Origin of the sequence: Paenibacillus agricola (genome assembly GCF_011440305.1) — a bacterium.
In the GTDB taxonomy this organism is placed as follows: domain Bacteria; phylum Bacillota; class Bacilli; order Paenibacillales; family NBRC-103111; genus Paenibacillus_S; species Paenibacillus_S agricola.
Genome location: NZ_JAAOIW010000005.1, coordinates 61336 through 83267, shown reverse-complemented (window position 1 = coordinate 83267; position 21932 = coordinate 61336). Strand labels below are relative to the sequence as shown.

Here is a 21932-nt window from a genome sequence, read left to right as displayed (position 1 = left end):
AGGAGAGGAGCGAAAGCAATGATTAGTGAAGAGCAATTAGACCAATACCGTCTGGATGGAACCAGGCTTCGTGTAGTAAGGGATGCCGATCCCAAGAATGATGTGAAAGGTATCGTTGTGGCATGGGATGACCAAACAGTCGCAATCCGCAAGCAGAACCGGAATATCGTCAAGTTAAACCGCAATTACCATTACCAACCGTTTACCGAGGACCGCCATAATGAATGGCTGCAAGAGACACCTGATCCCTTGTATTAAAATAAATAAGGTTGCCGTTGACATCCGTTTCCTATCGTGATATATTATTTTCTGTCCCGTTAGGCGGTGCTTCTGGTGCTAAAGTAACGGTTACAAGCGGTCATGGCGGAATTGGCAGACGCGCACGGTTCAGGTAATTCTAGCGGATAGGCTCGTATTTATACGGATGCCAAACGTTGCCTTACGGAGCCCAATCGTTGCCTACTGCGGTATTAGCGTACCTAGCGCTTTACGTAGAAAATCCGATAGATTCGCAGTTCGGCGTAAACTTACATCTTCCGTGCGGCACGCAATAAACGAGCCGTCACGTTAATATCCGTCTATATTCGATACCTCTTAGCCGCGTAAAAGTGGAAAGGAGGTATTTTTGCGTTATGGCGAACAACTCGCGTACAAGGCGTCCAAACACCGTTACAGCCTTCGTAGAGGACGGCACAAGTAAATATGCGATGGAAGCCGTAGACTACGACACAGCGGTCGCTACGTTCCTCTACGACTGCACCGTGAAGAACCTCAGTAGCTTCACCGTTAAGTATTACCGGAATTCGTTAAAAGAACTCGTTAAGTATCTACTCATCGCGAAAGCTGAACGTCCGATCGACGTAACGGAGGCGTTATTGAAGACCGCGATTATGGCGAAGTTGAATTCTGGCGTTAAGGATACGACGGTCAATACGAATTTGAAGGGATGGCGGACGTTCTTCCGTTTCCTTAATGAGCGGAGTTTTCTGCCAACGAATCCGGCTGAACACGTTGAGCTACTACGGACGGAGAGGCGGATCATACCGGCATTCACTACGGATCAAGTTAAAGCGTTGTTAAAAGCCGCCGATCAGCAGTCGTTTACGGGATTCCGCGATTATACAACGGTTCAGCTTCTTATTGAAACGGGCATCCGCATATGCGAGCTGGAGGGGCTTAAGGTAACGGATATCTACTGGAAGGAACGCGTTATCAAAGTATTCGGCAAGGGGCGCAAGGAGCGTTTTGTGCCGTTCCAGGCTACGTTGGAAAAACAGATGAAGAAATACGTTGCTATACGCGGTCCGTTGGATCACGATTTCCTATTCGTCAATATCGATAACAGCGCGATTAAGCGGCGTACGGTGCAGGAGAATATACAGAAACTCGGTATCGCTGCGGGAATAAAAGGCGTACGTGTGAGTCCGCATACGTTCCGTCATACATTTGCGAAGTTTTACATAATGAACGGAGGGGACGCGTTCTCTCTACAGAAGATGCTCGGTCATACTACGGTCGAAATGGTCCAGACATACGTCTCATTATTTGGCGCTGACATTGCGAAGCAACATCGTAAGTTCTCTCCGCTAGAACATTTGCACGACGATGATAACGATTAAATAAACGGAGCAACGCCGCTGATTATAACGGAGTGGCGTTGCTTCTATTTGCGAAAGTGTACGGAAATCCTCCGAGCGGCAACGTAGTTAATGAGATTACACGAAACATGCGCGAAACAGTTCGAGCGTTGCGTATTGATATGTGTAATCTAATAGACTATTCGGAGGCGATACGAATGAGACAAATTCAACACGTATTCAATTATGAAGAAAACGAGGTTAGAACGGTAGTAGTTAACGGCGAGCCGTGGTGGGTAGTTAAAGATATTTGCGAATCCATCGGTCTTTCAAATCCAACGGAAGCAATTCGCGCTCTGGATGCTGACGAAAAATCGACCCTAAGAATTTCTGAGGGTGGTCCAGAAGCTAATATTATCAGCGAAGCCGGTCTATATAGTTTAATTATTCGTAGTAGTAAGCCGGAAGCCAAGGCGTTCAAACGTTGGATTACTCACGAAGTCCTCCCGTCAATACGCCAAAACGGAATGTACGCGACGGACTCACTGTTAGATGATCCGGAATTACTTCTTAAAACGGTAACGCGGTTACATGAAGAGCGTCAATTACGTCTGTCGGCAGAAAAGGTTATTGCGGAACAATCTCCAAAAGTTGAGGCTTTCGATACTTTCATGTTTGCTGAAGGTACGCAGTCTATGGCACAGGTAGCCAAGGCGATCGGGTTAGGTCGTAACACTATGTTTAACAAGTTACGCGTTCTAAAAGTATTAACGCAGGAGAACGTCCCATATCAGCAGTATATTAACTCAGGGTATTTCGAAGTAGTGGAGGCGGTGCGAAAAGTTAAGGGAGTAGTAACCGCCTTTCCTACTACGCGTGTTACGCCGAAAGGTATCGATTTCATTGCTCGACGTCTTTCAAACGCGGCATAGTTAAGTAGCGTAAATGAGCGAAGTAGGTAATCGTTCAAAGTCGCAGTCTAACCGTTCGAATCGCGCCAACGATTCCATTACGTATCACCAACGCTCTCTTAACGATACAATACGTATATGGATAAATGTCGTTTTTATACGTAATCAAGTGACTTCATAACGCTCCCTCACGTTGAACGCTCGCCATCGACGACAGCCGCCCGTATCAAAAACGCCCTCCTAGCGCTCGGCTTAATCTCGACGGGAAATTAGCGCGTTTCATACTTCGGATGAACATTTTATCGTCCAGACGGTCAAACACGCTAATTTCACGGTAAATATACGGGAGAATCGTATGGCGGACGTGTGGGCGGCGGTGCGGATTGCGAAAGGGGCCGTTTGGTGGCCGGATTCCAACGGTTTTATCTTTTGTTTTTTAGTGCTTACGCGGATTAATCTATTAGTCATCCCGTAGAGGCGTTCTTTTCCGCCGATTACGGAGGTTATGAACGTAGTGAATAACCTTAGTTCTTAAGATCTTAAAGAACTTAAGTACTTAAGATCTTTATATACGCTCTTATAACGCTCTTTACTCCGTTATTAAACGTTAACCTACGTTCACTACCGTTATCGTCCGTAATACCCCGCTACTTATCCGCGGATGCCCGCATGGACAAATGTAGTATTCGCGTAATAGCCGTATCGGATCGCAGCCGTTCGTATGGGTTTCATATGGACAAATGTCGTATTCCGTATTCCGCTGTAGCAATCGTGATACAGTACGTACGAATTTATCCGCGTAGAGTGTACGGTCTCCAAGCGGTCGGCAACGTAGTAATCGTAAGAAAAAAAAACGAGGAGGTTACGTAATGTCAATCGCACCAAACGTATTAATTCCGGCTATATCGCGTGAAGAGGCGGACGCTATCGAAGTCCTACGTAGCAAAATTGGCGAAAGTAGTACGCAATCATTCGTATATAAGGTTCTCAACGCTAATGATTACGAGGGTAGGGATTACGATATATTGCGTTCAATCCCGTTCGACACGTTGCTCGCTGCGTTAGTTAACGGCTGGACCGTCGAGAAAACGCCGGAGGAAGCCGCGCATGAGTACGTTCGGAATTGGTACGAATCACTCGCGAAGGTAGCCGCTAATCCCGCCGACACCGCTTGGCAAATGGCTCAAATACGTATGTGGACGATAGAAGACGTCCTCCGCATAGTTAACGTCAAAATCGAAGGGGTGAACGTATGAATAACGTATTAATTCCCGTCATTCCCGTCGAAGTCGCGTTAGCACTCGAATATTACCGTAGCCACATCGTATACAGCCAAGTCGATCCGCTGAATATCGAAGCCATCCGTAGGCGGGCGTTAGCGGACGGAAATGCGCACGCTAAAACAATCCTCCGCTATTACGATGAGACAGCGCTGAACCGGCGCAACTACCTCGCGGCTGTCCTTAACGGATATACAACGGTCGAACCGTTAAACCCGTCAGCGGACGAATTGAGGCGAATTGCTTACGAGAATATCCGCGATAAATACGAACACGCTTCCCACTTCGCGGACATGTTCCCGTACGACTCCGGATATCAACGCGGAATCCTATTCGTACTAAGCGAGCTCGGAATCAACATCGCGGGTCTTAACGTGGAAGAATCGACGGAGGTGACGTATCTATGACAACGAAACTTAACGTATCCTTAACGCAATCATTCCGGTTAACATCCGATGGCGAACGCTCGCTCATCGTGCAGGAGCGCCATATGGTCGATCCGGCGAAAGCGCCCGGCTTTAGCGCGCGATTAGCTGCGGATCCAACGTTATCAACCGAGCCCCACGAAGACTGGCGTAACATCGGCTATTACGGTATGACAGCGGCTGGCTTAAATGCAGCGTTGCAGGACGTTGTATTGCGCCAGGCGGTTATTGATTCCGGTTCAGATACGATGAAGACCGTACAAAGTCTCGGAGAGCTCGCTCAAATAATCCGCGGACACAGTGAGCGGTTACGGGAAGCGGTTGAGGGTATCGTTTTAAAATCCGATGAAAAGGCGGCGGTTTAATTGGCGAAGGGTAACGTAGCGGTAGCGCATGAGGACGTTTTTAGCGGAGTCAAGTACGGTAGGTTGAACGGTGCGACCGAGCTTACAACGGCATTATCCGCGCTAATTCCGAACCACTTAACGGTGAATGACGTTATCTTCGTCTGCATCGGAACCGACCGTTCAAGTGGTGATTCGCTGGGCCCGTTAGTCGGAACGTTTCTGCGCGGCATTGGATACGGGAACGTAGTCGGTACGCTGGATGATCCGACTCATGCCGTCAACCTGGCGGAGCGAGTTGCGGGACTGCCTGCGGGTAAAACGGTTATCGCGATTGACGCGTGTCTCGGGCAATCGAGCTCCGTCGGCTTATTAAACGCACATAAAGGCGCAATTAAGCCGGGCGCTGGCGTAGGAAAAACGCACCTGCCGGAAGTAGGCGATTACGCGATATCAGGCGTGGTGAACGTCGGCGGATTCATGGAATACTTCGTGCTTCAAAATACGCGGTTATCCGTTGTAATGAAACTCGCGAAGGATATTACGTCGGCGCTCGTTAATATATTTCCGTTGAGTGGAGAATCGCGTGTAGTTGAAACGGAAGTTATTGCGATTGAACCGGTCAAGAAGAAACGCGGACGTCCACGGAAGGTAAAAGAAGCGTTGGTGACCGTATGACTTTGGACGAGTTATATGCGGAAGCCTCCATGCTTTCTCGGCGTCATTGGGGCGTTCCGTTTACCGGTCACATCGAACTCGTTAACCGTGTCTGGCACAATTACAACGGTAAATTCGTTTGGAAACGAAGCGACCCGAACGCCGTCCCTTTAATTCGCATGAGCCGCCATAGGAACGCGGAGAGGATGCGCTCCGCCGTGTTGGGAACGCTACTCCACGAACTCGTACACTGGCGGCTGGCAACGGAAGGGATTCCACATCGTGACGTTAACGACGAGTTTATCGCGGAATGCGTGCGAGTTGGCGCGCCGATCAGCGGTTCGACTTCCGCACAGAATGCGTACAGGGAATACCAAGCAAAACGGAGATACGAGGAACGGACTGGGCGCAAATATGACGAGGCGGAGGCGATTGTGTGACAACGGAAACTAAACGCGATTTAAACGTCACAGAACGCCGTGACTTAGCGGCTGATTTGCAAATATGCGATGCGGCTACGGCGGGTCCGTGGTTACGTATTGAATTCGACTACACAATTATTGCATCGGATACGGAGTCGGTAATCAACGTAGGTGGAAGCGACCGCGCATACTGCGATATATCAGCGGAAGATATTACGTTCATCGCGGAAGCCCGAACCGGATGGCCTCACGCAATCAAGCGGGCGATTATCGCTGAGTCCGAGTTGGCGGTGTGGAAACGTTCGTTAGCAGTAGCGAGCGGAATCCAACGGCTAGATGCGGAGGCTGAACGTTGGCGGAGACGTGCGTTAAGTGCTGAATCGCATACCCAATCGATTCTACGCGCTCTGGATTGGGACGAAACGCAATGGGAAACGTTTAAACGATATCAAGTGGAGGTGAGCCTAAGCGATGGAGAAAGCACCGAAGCAATCGCGGATGCCACGCAAGAAAACGGAACCCAAACCGAAGCTTAACCGGAAAGAATGGCGCTCGCTTCCGATTGCCGACTGGAACACGTTAAGTTTTACGGAGTATTTCCGCGATATGAACGCTGAGCGCTTCGGAGTTACCGAATATTTTCCGTTGCGCAACTGGCGCTTCGAACAGGCGCAGCTCAAACGGGCGCTAGACGCATACGGACCGGCGCTCCTACACGCAGCCTTCGACGAGTGCTTCCGCGATTATAAGCCGACGCGTGATTATCCGTCACTTACGGCGGGATTTGCGTGTAGCTATCGGTTGAATACGATTATGCCACGTTTGATAGCGGATAAGGCAGCGCAGGAAAGGCGTGCTGAAGCTGCGGTAAATGCGGCGGATAAGGCTCCGAGTGCGGACGCGGTGATGAAATGGCTGTAAAGCCGTGGTTATAAAACCTCAAATTAGTCCGAATTCGGCCGTTTTCTGAGGGGGAGGCGACCCCTTCAGTAACGCGTTTATCTCCGTTTATCTCGGATTTTCTAATTCGCGGAACTAACGGACTCTGTGTAAAATAACGAAGGAGGCTATGTTTTATGGCGGCAAATAAGACGATTAAAAAGGCAGTATGTGACGTATGCGGAGCACAGGTCGATACGTGGCAGGTTGGACGCAAACACGGCTACAAGGAAGGGGATTGCGGAGGTTTATACGTTGAGCGTGACATTCCGAAAGATGTCATTACCGGAGAGTTTACGTACGAACGGTCATACGGAAACCGCGTTTATCTACGCCATACAGAAACGGGGCGTGAGGTTAACGTATTCACCGTCGATTTGCTGAAGGTGCTCGCGGGGCGTCCGATTGGAACGTTAACACTTACGGAATCTAAACGCGGAAGCCAATCGTGTTGGAAAGCGGAGGAGGCTAACGTAGAGTGTACGCAATAAAGGAGGTAGCGGACGATACATTCCGCACGATTGACGATATTATCGAACATTACGGAGGTAAGTAACGAAGTGTGGTCCGTAATAAAAAGCCGTGTTACGATATCCGTAGAAACCAACGGAAAAGTGAACGTTTTGTGAACGTTGGAAATCTCAATCGCGCTATCTAAACATATCGAACTACGAACGGACATATCCAGATATATCGGTAATTTGACGAAATTACGCCGCTAGTGTGACAATACTATTAACGGAGGCGATAACGTGACAACGCTAACTAAGTCGGAATTGCTCGCAAAGAAAGCGGATCTCGAAACGGAATTGACGGAGATTAACGCAAAGCTAACGCATATTGAACGGATGGAAAAACCGTGGGAAGCCGTTGTCGAAGCGTACTCCGGAACGTTTTCTACGTTTTGGAAGACGGAAGAAGCCGCACGTAAGAAGATGGACGAGTATCACGGCAAGATGCGTTATCTGAACGGACTTGTCTACGGAGTGCGCCTCGTTAATTATTACGCGGACGGATCGAAGGAGATCGTCGATGAACGCGCGAAGACTTCGTATTATCGTCCGAAGATGCTGGCGCAACCATGACGTTAATCCAAATAGCGCGCATTATACTCCGTTAATTTACGCATGTCAACACAATTAGTTGTACAACTAATTACATTGCCAACGTATCACATTGCGTTATACACTCCGAATATAGAACGAGAGGTGAACGAATGAAGCATTCGCAAAAATGCGTACTCAGCTCGATATGTACGCTCGCCGACGGACCGCAATGTTCCGCACGCTGCGCCTCTTACGTAGCTCTCTATGGGTTCAGCGGTCAATCAGGACGGATAGCAGCCGCAAACTTACCGGAGGATTACCGTCTGGTAACACTGGCGAACAGTCCCGCCAAGGACGCGCAGGCGATCGGAGGTTACCGCGTATACGATATGGTACGCCAATACACGTCGACATTTACGCGCCAATTCGCAGACGTAGCGGAAGAAAGCGGCCAATCTCGGATTAAATCGTTGTACCTCGCGTCCGATTCGCCAGGCACCGGCAAGACAACGACGGCGGCCGCTATACTCAACGAATACATTGCGGTTCATTACGTAGGTTCTCTCCGGCGTGGGCTTCCGGTACATGAACGCCCGGCGTATTTCCTCGACGTCAACGCGTGGCAATCGGACTATAACGAGTTCAACCGTCCGCGTGTTCCGGAGCATATCGCCGAGCCCGCGTCAGCACGCTATTACAACGCGCAGAAGGCGGCAATGAGTGCTCCGTTTGTGGTATTGGACGATATGGGCGTACGCGACTGTACGGAGGCTTTCAGGGCGGATTTACACCGCATAATTAACGCGCGGGTTAGTAGCGGACTGCCTACGGTTTATACGTCTAACGTAGCGCTAACGCAGCTTAACGAAGTATTCCGTGAGCAGCCGGCACGCCTGGCGGATCGAGTCCGGGATATGTGCGCGGAGATAACGTTTATCGGCGGGAGTCAGCGGGGAATGCGTTAAATCAATATGTAGATTATGAACGACGGGACGGCGAGTTTAAACATACTACATATTGTGTGTGTTTACAAACTAAACACTAAAAGACATACAATATATAGTGGCGCTGTCTTTACAACGTAAGTGCGGCGTGCTATGCTTTTCCTACCAAAAGGTGGCGAATAGGTAACGCTATCTTCCGGATCAAATATATGGAGGTGAACGAAATGAGCGTAGGCGAAACGTTACTATCGAAAATTATCGACGCGAACGATGTGCCGGCGTTATTACGTTATCAGATCGCCGAGTCCGATTTCCCAACGGTTACGGAACGGTCAGCGTCCGCATTCATTCTGGATTACGCGGATAAGAACGGAGGACAAGCGCCGAGCTATGCGACGGTAGTTACGGAGGTTCCGGACTTCGTGTATATACCGGCTGTGACGGATTCCTACGAGTACCTTACGGGTAAGCTGAAGGACGGCGCTGGAAAACGTATCCTAGCCGAGTTAATTAACGGAAGCATGGCGAAAAAATATGCCGAATTATCTGCCGGTTCGTTCATTACGTGGTTTACAAAGGAGCTCGAACGAGTTAAAATGGGAACAAGTGTTCCATTACCAATTGGTAAGACGCTGGCTGACCGCGCCGTTGAGTTTCGCGCAGAATACGATAAACGGAAGGCTGGCGCTTCGTTTAAGCTATGGAAAACGCCATTCCCAACGCTTAACGCTGAAATCGGCGGCTTATATTCCGGTGACATCTACGGGATCATGGCAGAAAGTGGCCGAGGCAAAACGTACCTCTCCGCAGTCCTCATCGACGAAATGCTACGCCAGGGCGCGAAGGTGCTCGTTAAGTCATACGAAGTTAAAGCGTACGTATGGCTGGCGCGTCTATTCTCGATTATGACAGCGCGAGATGAAGCGGTCAGCCACGCTGACCACGCGGTTAAAGTCGGACTTCCGAATAAGGCGATATTAAGCGGTCACTTAGACGACGAGATGGAGCCGTACTTCTTCGCGATGCTGGACGCGATTAACGAGTATTATCCGGGCGAACTTATCCTGCAGGCGAAGTCGGATACGGAGTTGACGCGGACACTAGCGGATCTCGACCGTGAGCTCCATATTCGACCGGATATTGACTGCGTAGTTATCGATCCATTTTACGGACTCGACGACGTGTACGGTCATAACGCAAATAAGACAGCGGGCGGAGCTGCGGAACAAGCTGCGCGTCACTTCGAGCGGATCATAGGCGCGCATGACGTCGTAGGCATCTTCACGATACAAGCGTCAACAGAACGCCAGGAAACGGATGAGGGTACGGGACATCGTGAAATCAAGCTGCCGAAGCGCGACCAAGTCAAAACGACGAAGGCGCTACTCGAAATCGCAACGAACCTCTTCGTATTTGATGCGGTGGACGGTAACGGGCGGATCGGTGTAGAGAAAGGGCGCAATGGTGGCGAGGGATTTACGCTGGACTTAGTTGCGTTGATGGATTACGGAGTGCTGCGGGAGATGCCGACGGGTGCGGAAGTGGCTGCGCAATTTCTAGCGTGAGTTTTGCTACGCGGAAGATAATCCTAGCGTACGACAAAATATATTATAATTCCACTATTTACATGAACCAAAATTGGTGCTAATATTTAAATCAAATATGAATCAAGGAAGGTGGTGAAAAAGATGAGTGATGTTTTGAAAAAGAAGATTAATTCTATGATAAAACGAGCTAAAGATCCAACAATGACCGATGATGTTAGATTTTCCTTAACAACAAACAGAATGACAAACGCTAGATTGGAGTTTGTTAGAAAAGAATTGAAATTATCCAAACAAGAGTTTCTCATGTCTATAATACAGGCAGCTTTGACAGATGTAGAAGTTGAGTTAGGACTACTAACGGCTAGAGAAAATGGAATAGGTTTTGATTTTACAGAAACATACCACAAAGGGATACTAGAACAAATGAATGAAAAAGAGTGATAGAGTTATACTAACCACATCAAACCCGTAAAATAATCGTTAATCTAAGCTATCAGTAGTAATCCGTAGCGTTTACGAGATCGACTCGGTGACCAGGATAGGAATTTTGACGGAATATGACGTTCGACTCCGAACATGCTTTCGCTATATAATCGCATTACACGAAAGGAGTTGACGCTATGTCAATCACGCTCTACATACGAGGTCCAAACGGATCAAACGCACCATCCGCTGAGCCTACGGAAGTCCTCGTCGAAGTCGACATTATCGCGGAGCTCGAACGCTTCACGTGGACGAAGCCGACGTGGCTCCCGGATAGGCTAATCGCAGTCAGTCCGTTCCGCCACGGCGACCGTCAGCCTTCGTTTTACGTTTACACGGAGGATACCGCGAGCGCGAAAGCCGGCGATTGGGGCGACCCAGGCGCGGAGGATTCCGAATGGGCGCGCGGCGGCTTCGTTAAGCTTATCGCGTTTCTGGATAACGTTACGCCTACCGAAGTCATTGAGCGGTTCCTAGCGGAGTATCCGAACGACTTGTACGGGCAGAATCCGGATGAGCCCCCGTCACTAAAACCGCTGAAGCTTAGTAGCGCGGACAAGCCTACGCCAGTAACGTTAGGTATGCGCTTGCTCGACGAATACCGGTTTAGAAGTCCGTATCTTGGATCGCGCGGCATTTCCGAATCAGTCCAGCGTCTCATGAGCATAGGATACGATAAACGTAGGTCTGCGGTCACGATTCCCTGGGTTAACGCAGATAATTCGCTCGCTAACGTCAAATACAGGCGAATCGATACGAAGGTATTCTGGTATATGCGTGGAGGCCGTCCTATTCGCGATTTAGTCTACGGAATCAATATCGCGTATGAGCGTCGGTTAACGAAAGCAGCCGTCGTAGAATCCGAGATTGACGCGATGACTCTAATGAGCGCTGGCATATTCGCGATTGCAACGGGAGGAACGTCGTTTACCGAAGCCAAGCGCGATCTTATAATCCGTAGCCGCATCGAGGAAGTCACGGTGATTCGCGATAATGACGGTGCCGGCCGAAAGTGGCAGCGGAAAGTAATTTCGGAACTAAGTCCGTTCGTGCGCGTCAAAGTAGCAACGGTGCCTTCGCGATATAAGGATGTTAACGAAATGGGAACGTCTGCCAAGGTAAAATTTCCCTCGTTTGTCGAACGTGCGCGGACGGTTTATACGGTGAAAATCGCGCTAGTATAGCGTTTGTGGGCGGTAATCTATGCGAAATAAGACCATCGACCGATATATTCGATACCTTACGCGTTATAATGTCGAATTGGGTCGAATGATAGCGATTTACAAGGCGGCGTGAAGCGCGTACAATCGGGAATATGCGGTCGTGTCTACGAACGTAGACTACAGCGCGGCCGGACGGTTTAAAAACCGCCAGCTTAACGCTGAATCATTCGCTATCCCACTCGTACAGATCACGCGGATGGACGCCAAAAACTTCCGCAATAACAATCGCGCTTTGTAGTGTCATTGCCTTTCGATGAAACCGGCTATACGCAGATATCGTAGATTTTGCGATACCGGTGCGCTCTATAAGTTGTTGCTGCGTCATCTTGCGTTCTTCGAGTAAAGACGGAATAAGACAGCGTACAGGCTTAATCGCCATAGCCGCCGCGTCCTCCGTTTTACATAATATCAACAACGTTAATAAGTTTAGCATTATTTACCGGAAATGTGTACGGGAATAAAGTGGGCGGCAACGTAGTATTTGAAAGATGATAAAGGGAGTGATTAATGGATGGGTTTTGAAAAACTTAATAATCTCGTAAGTAAGTTTCGCGCCACCAACGACCAGCAAACATTCCGTGATATATATGCGGAGGTAAGTACGGAGCGCAAGACGAATATCCGAATGATTACACGATCCGGCTACGGGGATGGCAGCGACGCTAGTGAAGTCTTTGACGACACAGTGCTGAAGCTTATCCGTAGGACAGACATTCGAGATTTCGGAAAGACGCTGTCCGTAGCGCTGAAGCTGGCGCGATTACATTTCTACCGAACGAGCAAGCGGCGAACAACGCGCTATCAAGTCGGAGGCAAGACGCTTTTTCCGGAAACTATCGAAGATGACATGTTTGATCTTCAAGAATACGCAAATGATCGTATGTACACAAAGAAAGAAGCCGACCAGCGCCAACTGATCGACTTCCTAGTAAATGACCCGTCTCAGGTCGATTCCGTAACGACGCTAATCGTTACGAACTTTCCGAAGTATAAGTCCGTCACGGCACTCGCTAAAGCGCTAGGACTTAACCACACTACCGTTTACCGCAAGCTGAGATCCCTTGCATCACGTTACGACGCTAATCGTTTCGGTGATTTAGAGGATTACTTAGCGGTATAACGTTTGGAACACGAACCCTCCGGCGATTAGGTATGGCGTCGGAAGGGACGGCTCCACTTACATTATAACATAGCGCGCTTTTCTGTAAAACGCGTAAAAATTAACATTACGTAGTATTACCCATTTTCTTATGTATTAAACTGTATGTTATATTGTCTCACTTATGTTTGCTACGATTCTTATTCTATTGAAAAAAGAATCGATTGTCAACGTTTATTCAAATGTGCCTAAAATTTTCCACTAAATATATAACGAAGTTTGACGAATTTGTGAACGGAGTGTGACGAAATGTTAACGCAATTCAACGATAGATTACGCAATAGAAAAACAACGCGGTTTCCAGCGGCCGTACTTACGCAGAAAATAACCGAAGTTGATACGTTCCTACTATATAACGGAGGCGCGGAAGAATACGAGGATGTAGCGGATTACTACCGTGGCGGACGGATTTTGGGGCGGGTGATTGCGTAATGAGCATCGCAATTGACCCGAAAGCAGGCTCGCATTTCACCGGTAAAATATTCGTAGTCCCACATGCTTGCGACCGTGCCGTCGAGCATTTCGGAGTCGACCGTGGCCAAGCGCCTATGTACGTAATGGACATGGTACGTCGCGCTAGTCTTATTGATTCGAGCGTGATTGGCGAGGACGGTGTTTCGCGTAGACTATTCGCATATAAACGTACCGCGTTTATCGTCGCGATTAACGAGGACGCTGTAATTACGTTATACCCACAGGAGTCATCTGCGCAGTCAATAAGCGATGATGTTACGAGGGTGCTTATCAAAGCATTGAGAGGCGCTCAGCGGAAGGAAGCCCGCGAATTACACGCAATCAGCGTGCGTAAAGCGGAATTAGCGGTCGAGCGCGCCGAATGTGAGTTGCGGAAGCTGAAGACACGGTCAATTACGGTAGCGGAATCTATGGCCAATCGTATCGCGGAGATTGACGCAGAAATCACGCAGCTCAACGTAGCCGCATTCGAAGTCAAGCGTACGAAATCGACGCTGGCGAAGGGAATCGCGAATTACGTATAAAAAGATATCGCGGATTTGTACGGAAATGAAACGGACGGCAACGTAGTATATGTAACGAAACAACAAGCGGACAGCACGGAGCCAACCGGTTCCGACGTCGGCTATCGGATATTAACGTGCGGTTAGCGAGGAGAGGCGCTATTCCGTCGGGAACGTTAATATCCGATAGCGGGCGTAGAAGATTACGCTACGAAAATATAACGGGAGTGATGCGAATTGTCATTATTTACGAAAAAAGGCGAAGCAGCGGCGCAGGCAACGAACGATAACGGAGGTGGCGAAGATAGCCCGATCGTATCGTTCAAATCCGGCACAACGTTTAAAGTCGGCGTTAAGTCCGTCAATGATGTCGCGGAATACTACGGTTACGGCATGTTCGGAAAAGTCAACACGTTTCTGCCGAAGAATCCCGGCGTACGTAACGCTAAAGGCTACGTAGAAAGTAACCCATCGCTATGGGATCAGGCCGCCGACGCTCTTTATGCGGACGCTAAAACCGCGAAGGAAGCCGGCTCATCCGAGGCGGACGTTAAACTAATCACGGATGAAGCGTATCTGTACAAAGGTAAGAAGCGTTACCTGCGTGCATTCTACGATTTGGCGACCGGCAAGGATATCGTAATCGACTTTTCACCGAAGCAAGAAACGCAGATTAAAGCTACGATTGAGAAATACGCGAAGAAGCTCGGCAAAGTCGCGTTCGAACTCAGCAAAGTAGGCGCAGGTACGAATGCCGCCGTTTCATTATCGCCGATGCTCGATATCGACGAAGACTTGACGGATGCCGAACGCGCCAATTTCGCTAAACTAGCGGAGAAACCGTTCGATATGGAATCGCTGGAAACGTGCCTGTACGTAGCGGACGAGGCGGAGCAGACAAAGAATCTCGTTATCGCCGGATTCGATATCGCGCGGCTCGGTCTTAGTATCGGAGCTTCAGCGGGATCGACGCAAACTAACGCGAGTCAACCGTCCGACGACGATGTTCCTCCGATCGACGAAAGCGCCCCGACGCCTGACCTCGGATTTTGATGAGCGCTAGAGGTGCCGTATGGTTGACGATAGCGACCGCGTGCCTAGCGTTTTGGACCGCGGTTGGTTACGCAATCTTAACGTAAATTAAATGAAACTAAATCCGAAGGGGTGTCCGATTAATGGCGATGTTCCAAACGTTTCAATCCCGCATTAACCGCTTAAGTCGCGCAAGTCTAAAGTCGCTCGCAACGTTCACGAAAACCGACGCAGCATTAACGCGTCAGAACGAAATGCTATCGGAGACGATTACTGAAGTCAACGATGAAATTATCCGTTTGACGGAGATCCACATGGCAGCGGAAGGTCAGCGCCGCGATAATAGCGGAATCATATTGCGGATCAGGCGCATCATCAGCGGTTAGGAGACGAAGGGAGGCACGCGGCATATGAAATTTACTAGCGGAGTATTCGCGAGTCTGTCCGCAGTCGCGCTTTATAACGGACATCTTACCGTTACTGTATTATCCGCGGCTTTCGCGCTATTCCTGGCGATTGTTCCGCGGGAAGGAGGCGCTAGATGAACGGGAACAGCCGTATTAAAATCGTACTCAACGTAAACAAAGCGTCCGAGCTCGGTTCAGCAGCGTACGATGTCGCGAAATTCATCGAGATTTTACGCGAACAAGCCCCGGCTGATTACGAGGTTGACGTAAAGGTAACGGTAAATACCGCTGAGAAACCGCCGGGTCCGCCGTCAGATCTTACACCGCTTATCGGATTCACCGCGGAACGACGCGAAGCAGAAGAGGAGGACGCTGAATGAACACATTAACGTTAGAACGTCCGTCAACGCAACAAACCAACGCAGGAGGAAGCGGAATGAAACCGCCGGTTCGCGTAATCATAGCGTCAGGTTACGGAGATAATCCGTACAAGGCTCCGCATCTTACGCCGTTTTACCGTCAGGAGCGTGGTTAATATCGCGCATATCTCGGAAGTAACCGGCGTCTATTCGGAATTAGCGGCGCGCCTCGCTTTAATCGCGAACGGCTGGACGGTTCACAGCGCTGAGACAGCGGAAGCTTACGATATCCTGGCGACCGATCCGTTGACCGGCGAGCATAAGCGGATACAGTGTAAAACGATTCGGCAACGCCATGACCGCGGCGGCGACCTCGTTGTTATCGCGAAAAAGGGTAACGGAACCACGTACGACTTGTCCGACGCTGACTATATTGTTGGCGTATGGGCTGCGGAAGGGAACGTACCGCGCGTATTCATCTTTGAAAATCGGCTTTTGGGAGAGTATTGGTGTTCGGCGGCGCGAGCTAGTGAACGATGGGTAGAACTCCCACTTGCTCTAAATCGAAGTATTTACGCGGAGGCGATATAAATAGTAACTATATATCTCATCGAAAACGTCGCGAATGGCACAGTTTACGTAGGGTCTACGGTTAACTCTAGCAGCAGGTTGACTAAGCATCGTTACATGCTTAAGAAGGGTAATCACAGGAACAGACTCCTTCAAGCGGATTACGATAATTACGGGCTTGATCAGTTTAAGTTTACTTCTATAGAGGAAGTTAACTCTAAAGTTAGGTACGAAAGGGAACAATTTTGGATGGACAGATATAGGGAAACTAATAATCTATATAATATTTTTCCGATCGCTGGAAAATCATCTGGGCGGATACATTTCGATGAGACCAAGAGAAAGATGTCGCGAGCATCTAAAGGACGGAGGCCGTCCGAAAAAACGCTATTAGCAAGCGCTAATGCTAGAAGAGGGAAACCAATGCCGGAGGAGACTCGGAAGAAGCTTTCTGAAGCCCACAAAAAACGCGACAACCGAGGAAGTAGGTCGACGAACGCTAAATTGACCGAAACAAAAGTCGAGGATATCCTTGCGCGCATATTAAAAGGGGAACTTCAAGAGGACATCGCCAAAGCATACGGCGTATCCGTTTCTGCTATTGCGGGCATTAACCAAGGACTGACTTGGACACATGTGCCAGGAGTTAGGAGTAGTAGCCCAAGAACCAAACTGACCGACGATGATATTGTACAGATATTATTGCGATTCAGAAAGGGCGAAACAGGAACCGTTATAGCCAAAGATTACGGGATCAACCACTGTACAGCGTACCAGATAAAGAACCGTAAGTCATGGACACATGTCACTTTACCAGACCGTATCGAACCGGAAGTCGCGATATGAGTAACGCCGAACTAGACCGTTTTAAAGCGCCGGACAGCGAAATGCCGGTCGTAGCAAAATGCGCACAATGCCGCGATGACGTCCGATGGGGCGACGAAATTACCGTTATAAGCGGTGGTGATATCGTACACGACGACTGTGAGCGCGACTACGTTAATGCGAGGTTTATCGCAGCACGCGGAACAATCGGAATTGACGGAGATGTGGAGTAAACGTAACAGCGGTGTTAGCCGTGAAGTTATAGCGGCAGCCGAGAGGAGCACGCAAATTTGACTAAATTAAACGGCGTTAACGTAATTATTCCGGCAATCGCGACTATTTCGTACAATGGCGTTAATTATGTTCAATCGGAGGAAGCTGCGGTTAAAGGCGATATTATCCGTATCGCGGACGACGAAGGCGCTTCGGATTTGACGGATGGAGCTTACTACGAAGTTAACCGCGTAGACAGCGCTGGCGATCCGCAGATTACGGACGATGACGGGGACAATTACGATACGGCGCGCTTAGACGAGGATTTCGTAGTATTCAAGCGCCCCGAAACCGAATCCCCAACGGAACCGTCCGCAGCTCCTACGTCAATCCCGACTTCGTTAACCACTACGTTACCTTCCGACTACGTCATCCACGCTGGTTCCGTTTATACGAAGGAATCGCGTAAGGCTAACGTTGGGGAAACGGTGATTATCATCGCGAATATGACGCATCACGCATTCGAAGTCGGAAGCACAACGGTTATTCAAGAGTTGTTCCGGGGTAACGAACGTGTTCGCGGAGAGGATCGCGCTAACGGATGGCTCTCGGATAAGTGTTACGCAGTCATCACGCCAGCCGAGTCGATTACGTTGGGTGGAACGGTTTATAACGTGGAGAAACGGAAGGCAGCGGTCGGCGACGTTATCCTAGCGATAGGATCATCCGGCGACGGACGTTATGTTGCGGGCGATATTGGACGGACTACGGATAGCCACGGTATTCCAGATGTTACGTGGAACAACGGAAAGGAAAACGCTATAAGCGAGTCGCGATACGTCGTACTTGTTCCGGTTGTATCCGCGCAGCAAGTTTCCTACGTAGAAGTCAAACGTAAAGCCAACGTAGGCGAACGTATTCGGATCGTGAATCCCACTATGTCCATGAACATGTACGATAAGGGATCGGAGTTTACCGTCAAGCGTGTTGATAGCGATAGAACAGGTGATTTACGCGTAGATATTGGTGGGAATGAGCGACTGATTGTGTATCTCGAATACGTCGTATTGGAGCCGGCGAAGATAGCCGCTGAACCTGCGGAACCCGAACGCTTAAAAGTCGGCGAGTATGCGCGTGTTCTGACTGCTGAGAAAGACGTAGTGAAAGGCGCAATTGTACGCATCGAGGAAGATGATCGCGATAGTGTTCCGTTTAAAGGGCGCGATATCAGCGGCACTAACGAATGGGACTGGTTCAGGCCTACGCAGATAGAACGCGTTTCTCCCGCTGAAGTCGAAGCTGTCCGTAAGCAAGCGGAGAAATCTGCGTTAAAAGTCGCTGAACTCGCGAAGTGGTCCGCAATCGGACGTAAAGTCGGCGAAATAAAGGCGGGCGACATGGTTCGCGTATTGAACCCGTTAGGGAGTAGTTTGGAAATCGGCGAAATCACCACGGTCGTTACTCCGGACGGAACGGACAGTCCGGACGTACGCCACAAGGGCGGCGGAACCCGTTACGCTGAAGTAGAGCTCATCGCGCCAGTCGAATCGTTGTTCAGCGCTAAGTAAGAAGGAAGGAGACGGTATCTATAGACGTCAAATTAACGCTAAACGTACGTAGTCCCAACGTAGATGAGTCGGAAGATACGCGCCAACGTATCAAAGACGCAGCCGGACGGAAAGCAGCCGCCAATGAATCCGTAGCTGACGCGTTAGTCCGAATAGGCGCGATGTCGCTAACGGATAAGGAACGTACGCAATATACGGAAGTAACCGAGGCTTACCGGAATGGTCGAATAGGTAACGATTCATTCCGGTCGGGCAGCGTAGTCAGCGTAGCTAAATTGACGAAGGCGGACGTGCTGAGCGTTGGTACACGCCTTCTAGCGGAGAAATCCGAATCGATGCGTGAGTCAAGAATAGCGGAAACGCTGCGCACGAAGCCGGACAATTTCTACGTAATAACGGACGATAACGATCTCCCGCGGATGATACAACGTCTGCGGGAGGAAGTTTCCCGTCAGCAAACGGACGCCTGGTTCCGTAAGATCTTCGGACTCTTTGACAATACGCTAATTCGGAGGAAACTATTGGAGCGCGGGATATCCATACCGCCCGTTATGTCGCTGACCGTTTGGGATACGGAAACATCTGGACTCGATAAGATGCTCGATTTAAGCGGCGGATATTCCGTCTGGCTTCCGATTCTTAACGAAGGATATTACGTTGCGTACGGTCATTTAACCGGCGAACGCCAGTGTACGCGGTCAAATGCGCTCGGCGCGATCGAGCGCTTCATGACGCTGCCGGAACACATCAAATCGTTCCATAACGCGAATTACGATTTATCGATCATGTTAAACGACGGCTTGAAACCGCAAGGCATCCGTTACGACTCGCAGGACGTTCAGCGATTACTCAATGAGCACGAAGAGAGCGTCGGCTTGAAACCGTTAATCGCGAAGTATAAAACGCTAATCGGAATCGACGTCGATGACTTTACGTTCGAGGATTTATTTAAAGGATCGCCGATGGTCTACGGAATCGAAGTCGTCGGCATCTACGCGATTAAGGACGTTCTCAAAGGCTGGGCGCTTACGCGTTGGCAAATCGATAACATGGTATCTACGGACAATCTGCATGTTCCGTTCTTCGAGATACGCCAATATCTAACGGAGATAAACGTTAATATCGAACGGACCGGCTTCGTTATCGATTTGGACGCATTGGCGAGATTAGGCGTTGAGTTCCGCTCGAAGCTTGTAGAATCGCAGGCTAACGTAATCAAGGCGTACGGCGTAGACGAGGCGGACTTCCTGCGTAGAATGGACCGCGTTGTCAGCGCTACGAAAATCGAGCACTGGTGCGAATCGCAGCGTAAGAAGGCGGAACGATTACGTACGCAAATCGCAGGGAAACATGCGAAGATTGCGGAACTAGCAGCCGCCGGCAAGACGCATCTTAAATCGTACTCCTCCGAAACCGAAGCGCTGAAGCGTTACGAAACGGATCTCGCTGCGTTACCGGAACCGATTGCGGATAATGCGCCAGCCTACGTCGAGGCGTTCGAATTTACTAACGATAACCATCTGCGGTATTTAATTTACGATTACCTCGGAGTCAAAGACCGTACTAAGGAAATCGCGAAGGATAAGTCACGGACGCGCGCCGTATCGAAGGACGTACTCGAACGCTATTACGAGGCGGAGGAATCGTTGCAGCCGTTAGCTGCCGTATCCATGTACGAAAAGCTGCTCGGTACGTACGTCGATAAGATACCGTTAGCGCTTGACGTTGACGGACGGCTTCATACGGAGCTCGATACGGTGAGTACCGGACGATATTCGTCGAAGGGATATAAAGGGAAGCCGAATGATACACGGCCGGCGGTGATTACGGATGAGAATTACCTCGCGGCAATGCGGGCGTTAATCGATGCTCCGGAAAAATCCGTAAGCAAGGGAACGAATGTTCAGAACATACCGTCACGTACGAAGGAGGGCAAGCGTGTTCGGATGACGTTCACGCCGCCGCCAGGACGCATATTCCTCGGAAGCGATCTTTCGTCCATTGAGCCACGTCTTCAAGCGCATATCATGGCGGTCGAGTTTGACGACGATATATTCGCGGAAATGTTCCGTATGGGACTCGATCCGTATATCGAATTTGCCGCGATACTATTCGATGTTCCAAAGGAGCACTGTACGGACGATTACGCAAAGGAACATCCGGAGTTTCCGCCATATCGGAAGCTTATGAAGCAGCTATTTCTCGCGGAAGGCTACGGGCAGGCGTTCGGCCAGTTTTATAAAGCGGTCCAACCGTTCGGAATCAGCGAAGCTCAAGCGCTGAACGCTTACCGCAAGTTTGACGAGATCCTTCCGGGCTTCAAACGGATGGTTGAGACGGCGTTCGAACATCTACGCGAACACGGATGGACGGCGACGCTATGGCATCAAAAGCGTAGGTTTCCGGCTTACCGTGAAAACTGGCGCAGGCTATCCGTTCTTATGCGGAAGGCGCGGATCAACGGCAAGGATGACGCGGAGCTCAGTAAGAAATCACGCCGATTATCCCGCGATGAGTGCTCGGAATTCTGGCAACTTATCCGCGAAACTGGACGTGACGAGCGCGCTTGTTTTAATCACCGCATACAGGGATCGGGCGCTAACGTTCTCCAAATGTGCATGATTATGAGCTACTACATTCTCGTATTAGAGCGCGGATGGGAATTCACGTTAACACTCCATGACGAACAGAAGCACGCAGCGCCTGCGGATGAATTAACGGAGGAAGCAGTTAAGCTTTATAGCGAAATCATGACGGATACCGTTACGCTGGCTTGTCCGCTGAAATGCGATTCCGTTATCGAAGACCGCTGGATGTCTGAATTTTCCGTAGACGAGTGGGATTTCGTTGCGCGACGTCCGAAGCCGGAGTTTGCGGATAAGTACGCTAAATATGCGATTTAGGAGCGTGATTATTTGCAGGAAATTGCGCTAACTAAAGGAGTAACATCCTCGGTGGACGACGAAGATTACCACGCTCTTTCATTTTTCCGATGGAAATGCTCCAACCGAGGATATGCCGCGA

The 21932-nt window shown here is 49.7% G+C and carries 31 protein-coding genes; 29 read left to right on the top strand and 2 right to left on the bottom strand.

From position 1 onward, the window contains the following. Positions 1–18 precede the first annotated feature (18 nt). From G9U52_RS15270 to G9U52_RS15215, 12 genes are all read left to right on the top strand, one after another. Complete coding sequence (locus G9U52_RS15270; protein WP_166151009.1) at positions 19–258, top strand: hypothetical protein; 240 nt, start codon at positions 19–21, stop codon at positions 256–258. A 374-nt stretch (positions 259–632) separates the two neighbouring features. Continuing rightward, positions 633–1619 (top strand): tyrosine-type recombinase/integrase, encoded by a 987-nt coding sequence (locus G9U52_RS15265; protein WP_166151007.1) that lies wholly within the window; start codon positions 633–635, stop codon positions 1617–1619. A gap of 176 nt (positions 1620–1795) precedes the next feature. Continuing rightward, positions 1796–2509, top strand: a complete 714-nt coding sequence (locus G9U52_RS15260; RefSeq protein WP_166151005.1) for a phage antirepressor — start codon at positions 1796–1798, stop codon at positions 2507–2509. Positions 2510–3357: 848 nt separating this feature from the next. Further along, positions 3358–3744: a hypothetical protein gene (locus tag G9U52_RS15255; RefSeq protein WP_166151003.1), complete on the top strand. Its 387-nt coding sequence runs from the start codon at positions 3358–3360 to the stop codon at positions 3742–3744. After that, complete coding sequence (locus G9U52_RS15250; protein ID WP_166151000.1) at positions 3741–4175, top strand: hypothetical protein; 435 nt, start codon at positions 3741–3743, stop codon at positions 4173–4175. The genes G9U52_RS15255 and G9U52_RS15250 overlap by 4 nt, the downstream gene beginning before the upstream one ends. Beyond that, the gene (locus tag G9U52_RS15245; RefSeq protein WP_166150998.1) at positions 4172–4558 is read left to right on the top strand and encodes a hypothetical protein; all 387 of its coding nucleotides are present in this window, start codon (positions 4172–4174) and stop codon (positions 4556–4558) included. The genes G9U52_RS15250 and G9U52_RS15245 overlap by 4 nt, the downstream gene beginning before the upstream one ends. Further along, the gene (gene yyaC / locus G9U52_RS15240; RefSeq protein WP_166150996.1) at positions 4559–5215 is read left to right on the top strand and encodes a spore protease YyaC; all 657 of its coding nucleotides are present in this window, start codon (positions 4559–4561) and stop codon (positions 5213–5215) included. Between the two features lie 197 nt (positions 5216–5412). After that, on the top strand, positions 5413–5634 hold the full coding sequence (locus G9U52_RS40010; RefSeq protein WP_243767358.1) for a hypothetical protein: 222 nt from the start codon (positions 5413–5415) through the stop codon (positions 5632–5634). Continuing rightward, positions 5631–6152 carry a hypothetical protein gene (locus tag G9U52_RS15230; protein ID WP_166150992.1) on the top strand — a complete coding sequence of 174 codons (522 nt, stop codon included), beginning with the start codon at positions 5631–5633 and terminating at the stop codon, positions 6150–6152. The genes G9U52_RS40010 and G9U52_RS15230 overlap by 4 nt, the downstream gene beginning before the upstream one ends. Then, entirely contained in the window at positions 6115–6537 is a 423-nt protein-coding gene (locus G9U52_RS15225) for a hypothetical protein (RefSeq protein ID WP_207953000.1), read from the top strand. Before G9U52_RS15230 ends, G9U52_RS15225 begins: the two co-directional genes overlap by 38 nt. Positions 6538–6692: 155 nt before the next feature. Then, positions 6693–7046 (top strand): hypothetical protein, encoded by a 354-nt coding sequence (locus G9U52_RS15220; protein WP_166150988.1) that lies wholly within the window; start codon positions 6693–6695, stop codon positions 7044–7046. Between the two features lie 261 nt (positions 7047–7307). Beyond that, positions 7308–7640 (top strand): hypothetical protein, encoded by a 333-nt coding sequence (locus tag G9U52_RS15215; protein ID WP_166150985.1) that lies wholly within the window; start codon positions 7308–7310, stop codon positions 7638–7640. A 334-nt stretch (positions 7641–7974) separates the two neighbouring features. Here G9U52_RS15215 and G9U52_RS41380 read toward each other — a convergent pair whose 3' ends face one another. After that, positions 7975–8142: a hypothetical protein gene (locus tag G9U52_RS41380; RefSeq protein WP_311764874.1), complete on the bottom strand. Its 168-nt coding sequence runs from the start codon at positions 8140–8142 to the stop codon at positions 7975–7977. Between the two features lie 175 nt (positions 8143–8317). Here G9U52_RS41380 and G9U52_RS41375 point away from each other — a divergent pair, with 175 nt between their 5' ends. The 4 genes from G9U52_RS41375 to G9U52_RS15195 all read left to right on the top strand — a co-directional run bounded on the left by G9U52_RS41375 (position 8318) and on the right by G9U52_RS15195 (position 11759). Then, positions 8318–8566 carry a P-loop NTPase family protein gene (locus G9U52_RS41375; RefSeq protein WP_311764873.1) on the top strand — a complete coding sequence of 83 codons (249 nt, stop codon included), beginning with the start codon at positions 8318–8320 and terminating at the stop codon, positions 8564–8566. Positions 8567–8769: 203 nt separating this feature from the next. After that, positions 8770–10110, top strand: a complete 1341-nt coding sequence (locus G9U52_RS15205; RefSeq protein WP_166150981.1) for a P-loop NTPase family protein — start codon at positions 8770–8772, stop codon at positions 10108–10110. 123 nt (positions 10111–10233) lie between these two features. After that, positions 10234–10533, top strand: a complete 300-nt coding sequence (locus G9U52_RS15200) for a hypothetical protein (RefSeq protein ID WP_166150979.1) — start codon at positions 10234–10236, stop codon at positions 10531–10533. Positions 10534–10712: 179 nt separating this feature from the next. Then, positions 10713–11759 carry a toprim domain-containing protein gene (locus G9U52_RS15195; RefSeq protein WP_166150977.1) on the top strand — a complete coding sequence of 349 codons (1047 nt, stop codon included), beginning with the start codon at positions 10713–10715 and terminating at the stop codon, positions 11757–11759. 202 nt (positions 11760–11961) lie between these two features. On the opposite strand, the gene G9U52_RS15190 is transcribed toward G9U52_RS15195, so the two are convergent. Next, positions 11962–12231, bottom strand: a complete 270-nt coding sequence (locus G9U52_RS15190; RefSeq protein WP_207952999.1) for a helix-turn-helix domain-containing protein — start codon at positions 12229–12231, stop codon at positions 11962–11964. A 78-nt stretch (positions 12232–12309) separates the two neighbouring features. Between G9U52_RS15190 and G9U52_RS15185 the strand changes: the two genes are divergently transcribed. The 13 genes from G9U52_RS15185 (at position 12310) to G9U52_RS15130 (ending at position 21811) form a co-directional block, all read left to right on the top strand. After that, complete coding sequence (locus tag G9U52_RS15185) at positions 12310–12918, top strand: hypothetical protein (protein WP_166150973.1); 609 nt, start codon at positions 12310–12312, stop codon at positions 12916–12918. Positions 12919–13206: 288 nt separating this feature from the next. After that, positions 13207–13389 (top strand): hypothetical protein, encoded by a 183-nt coding sequence (locus G9U52_RS15180; RefSeq protein ID WP_166150972.1) that lies wholly within the window; start codon positions 13207–13209, stop codon positions 13387–13389. After that, the gene (locus G9U52_RS15175; protein WP_166150970.1) at positions 13389–13955 is read left to right on the top strand and encodes a hypothetical protein; all 567 of its coding nucleotides are present in this window, start codon (positions 13389–13391) and stop codon (positions 13953–13955) included. Before G9U52_RS15180 ends, G9U52_RS15175 begins: the two co-directional genes overlap by 1 nt. A 216-nt stretch (positions 13956–14171) precedes the next feature. Beyond that, positions 14172–14987, top strand: coding sequence for a hypothetical protein (locus tag G9U52_RS15170; RefSeq protein WP_166150968.1), 816 nt, complete (start codon positions 14172–14174; stop codon positions 14985–14987). 128 nt (positions 14988–15115) lie between these two features. Further along, positions 15116–15352, top strand: a complete 237-nt coding sequence (locus G9U52_RS15165) for a hypothetical protein (protein ID WP_166150966.1) — start codon at positions 15116–15118, stop codon at positions 15350–15352. Between the two features lie 24 nt (positions 15353–15376). After that, positions 15377–15511 (top strand): hypothetical protein, encoded by a 135-nt coding sequence (locus G9U52_RS40905; RefSeq protein WP_279538644.1) that lies wholly within the window; start codon positions 15377–15379, stop codon positions 15509–15511. Then, positions 15508–15753 carry a hypothetical protein gene (locus G9U52_RS15160; RefSeq protein ID WP_166150964.1) on the top strand — a complete coding sequence of 82 codons (246 nt, stop codon included), beginning with the start codon at positions 15508–15510 and terminating at the stop codon, positions 15751–15753. Before G9U52_RS40905 ends, G9U52_RS15160 begins: the two co-directional genes overlap by 4 nt. Next, positions 15750–15908, top strand: coding sequence for a hypothetical protein (locus G9U52_RS15155; RefSeq protein WP_166150962.1), 159 nt, complete (start codon positions 15750–15752; stop codon positions 15906–15908). Before G9U52_RS15160 ends, G9U52_RS15155 begins: the two co-directional genes overlap by 4 nt. Further along, entirely contained in the window at positions 15901–16323 is a 423-nt protein-coding gene (locus tag G9U52_RS15150) for a PDDEXK-like family protein (protein WP_311764872.1), read from the top strand. The genes G9U52_RS15155 and G9U52_RS15150 overlap by 8 nt, the downstream gene beginning before the upstream one ends. Beyond that, positions 16324–17148, top strand: a complete 825-nt coding sequence (locus G9U52_RS15145; protein ID WP_166151800.1) for a GIY-YIG nuclease family protein — start codon at positions 16324–16326, stop codon at positions 17146–17148. Positions 17149–17189: 41 nt separating this feature from the next. Next, positions 17190–17360: a hypothetical protein gene (locus G9U52_RS15140; protein WP_166150960.1), complete on the top strand. Its 171-nt coding sequence runs from the start codon at positions 17190–17192 to the stop codon at positions 17358–17360. 57 nt (positions 17361–17417) lie between these two features. Further along, positions 17418–18908 carry a hypothetical protein gene (locus G9U52_RS15135; protein ID WP_166150958.1) on the top strand — a complete coding sequence of 497 codons (1491 nt, stop codon included), beginning with the start codon at positions 17418–17420 and terminating at the stop codon, positions 18906–18908. Between the two features lie 161 nt (positions 18909–19069). Then, positions 19070–21811 carry a DNA polymerase gene (locus G9U52_RS15130; protein WP_243767357.1) on the top strand — a complete coding sequence of 914 codons (2742 nt, stop codon included), beginning with the start codon at positions 19070–19072 and terminating at the stop codon, positions 21809–21811. The last annotated feature ends 121 nt before the right edge of the window (positions 21812–21932 follow it).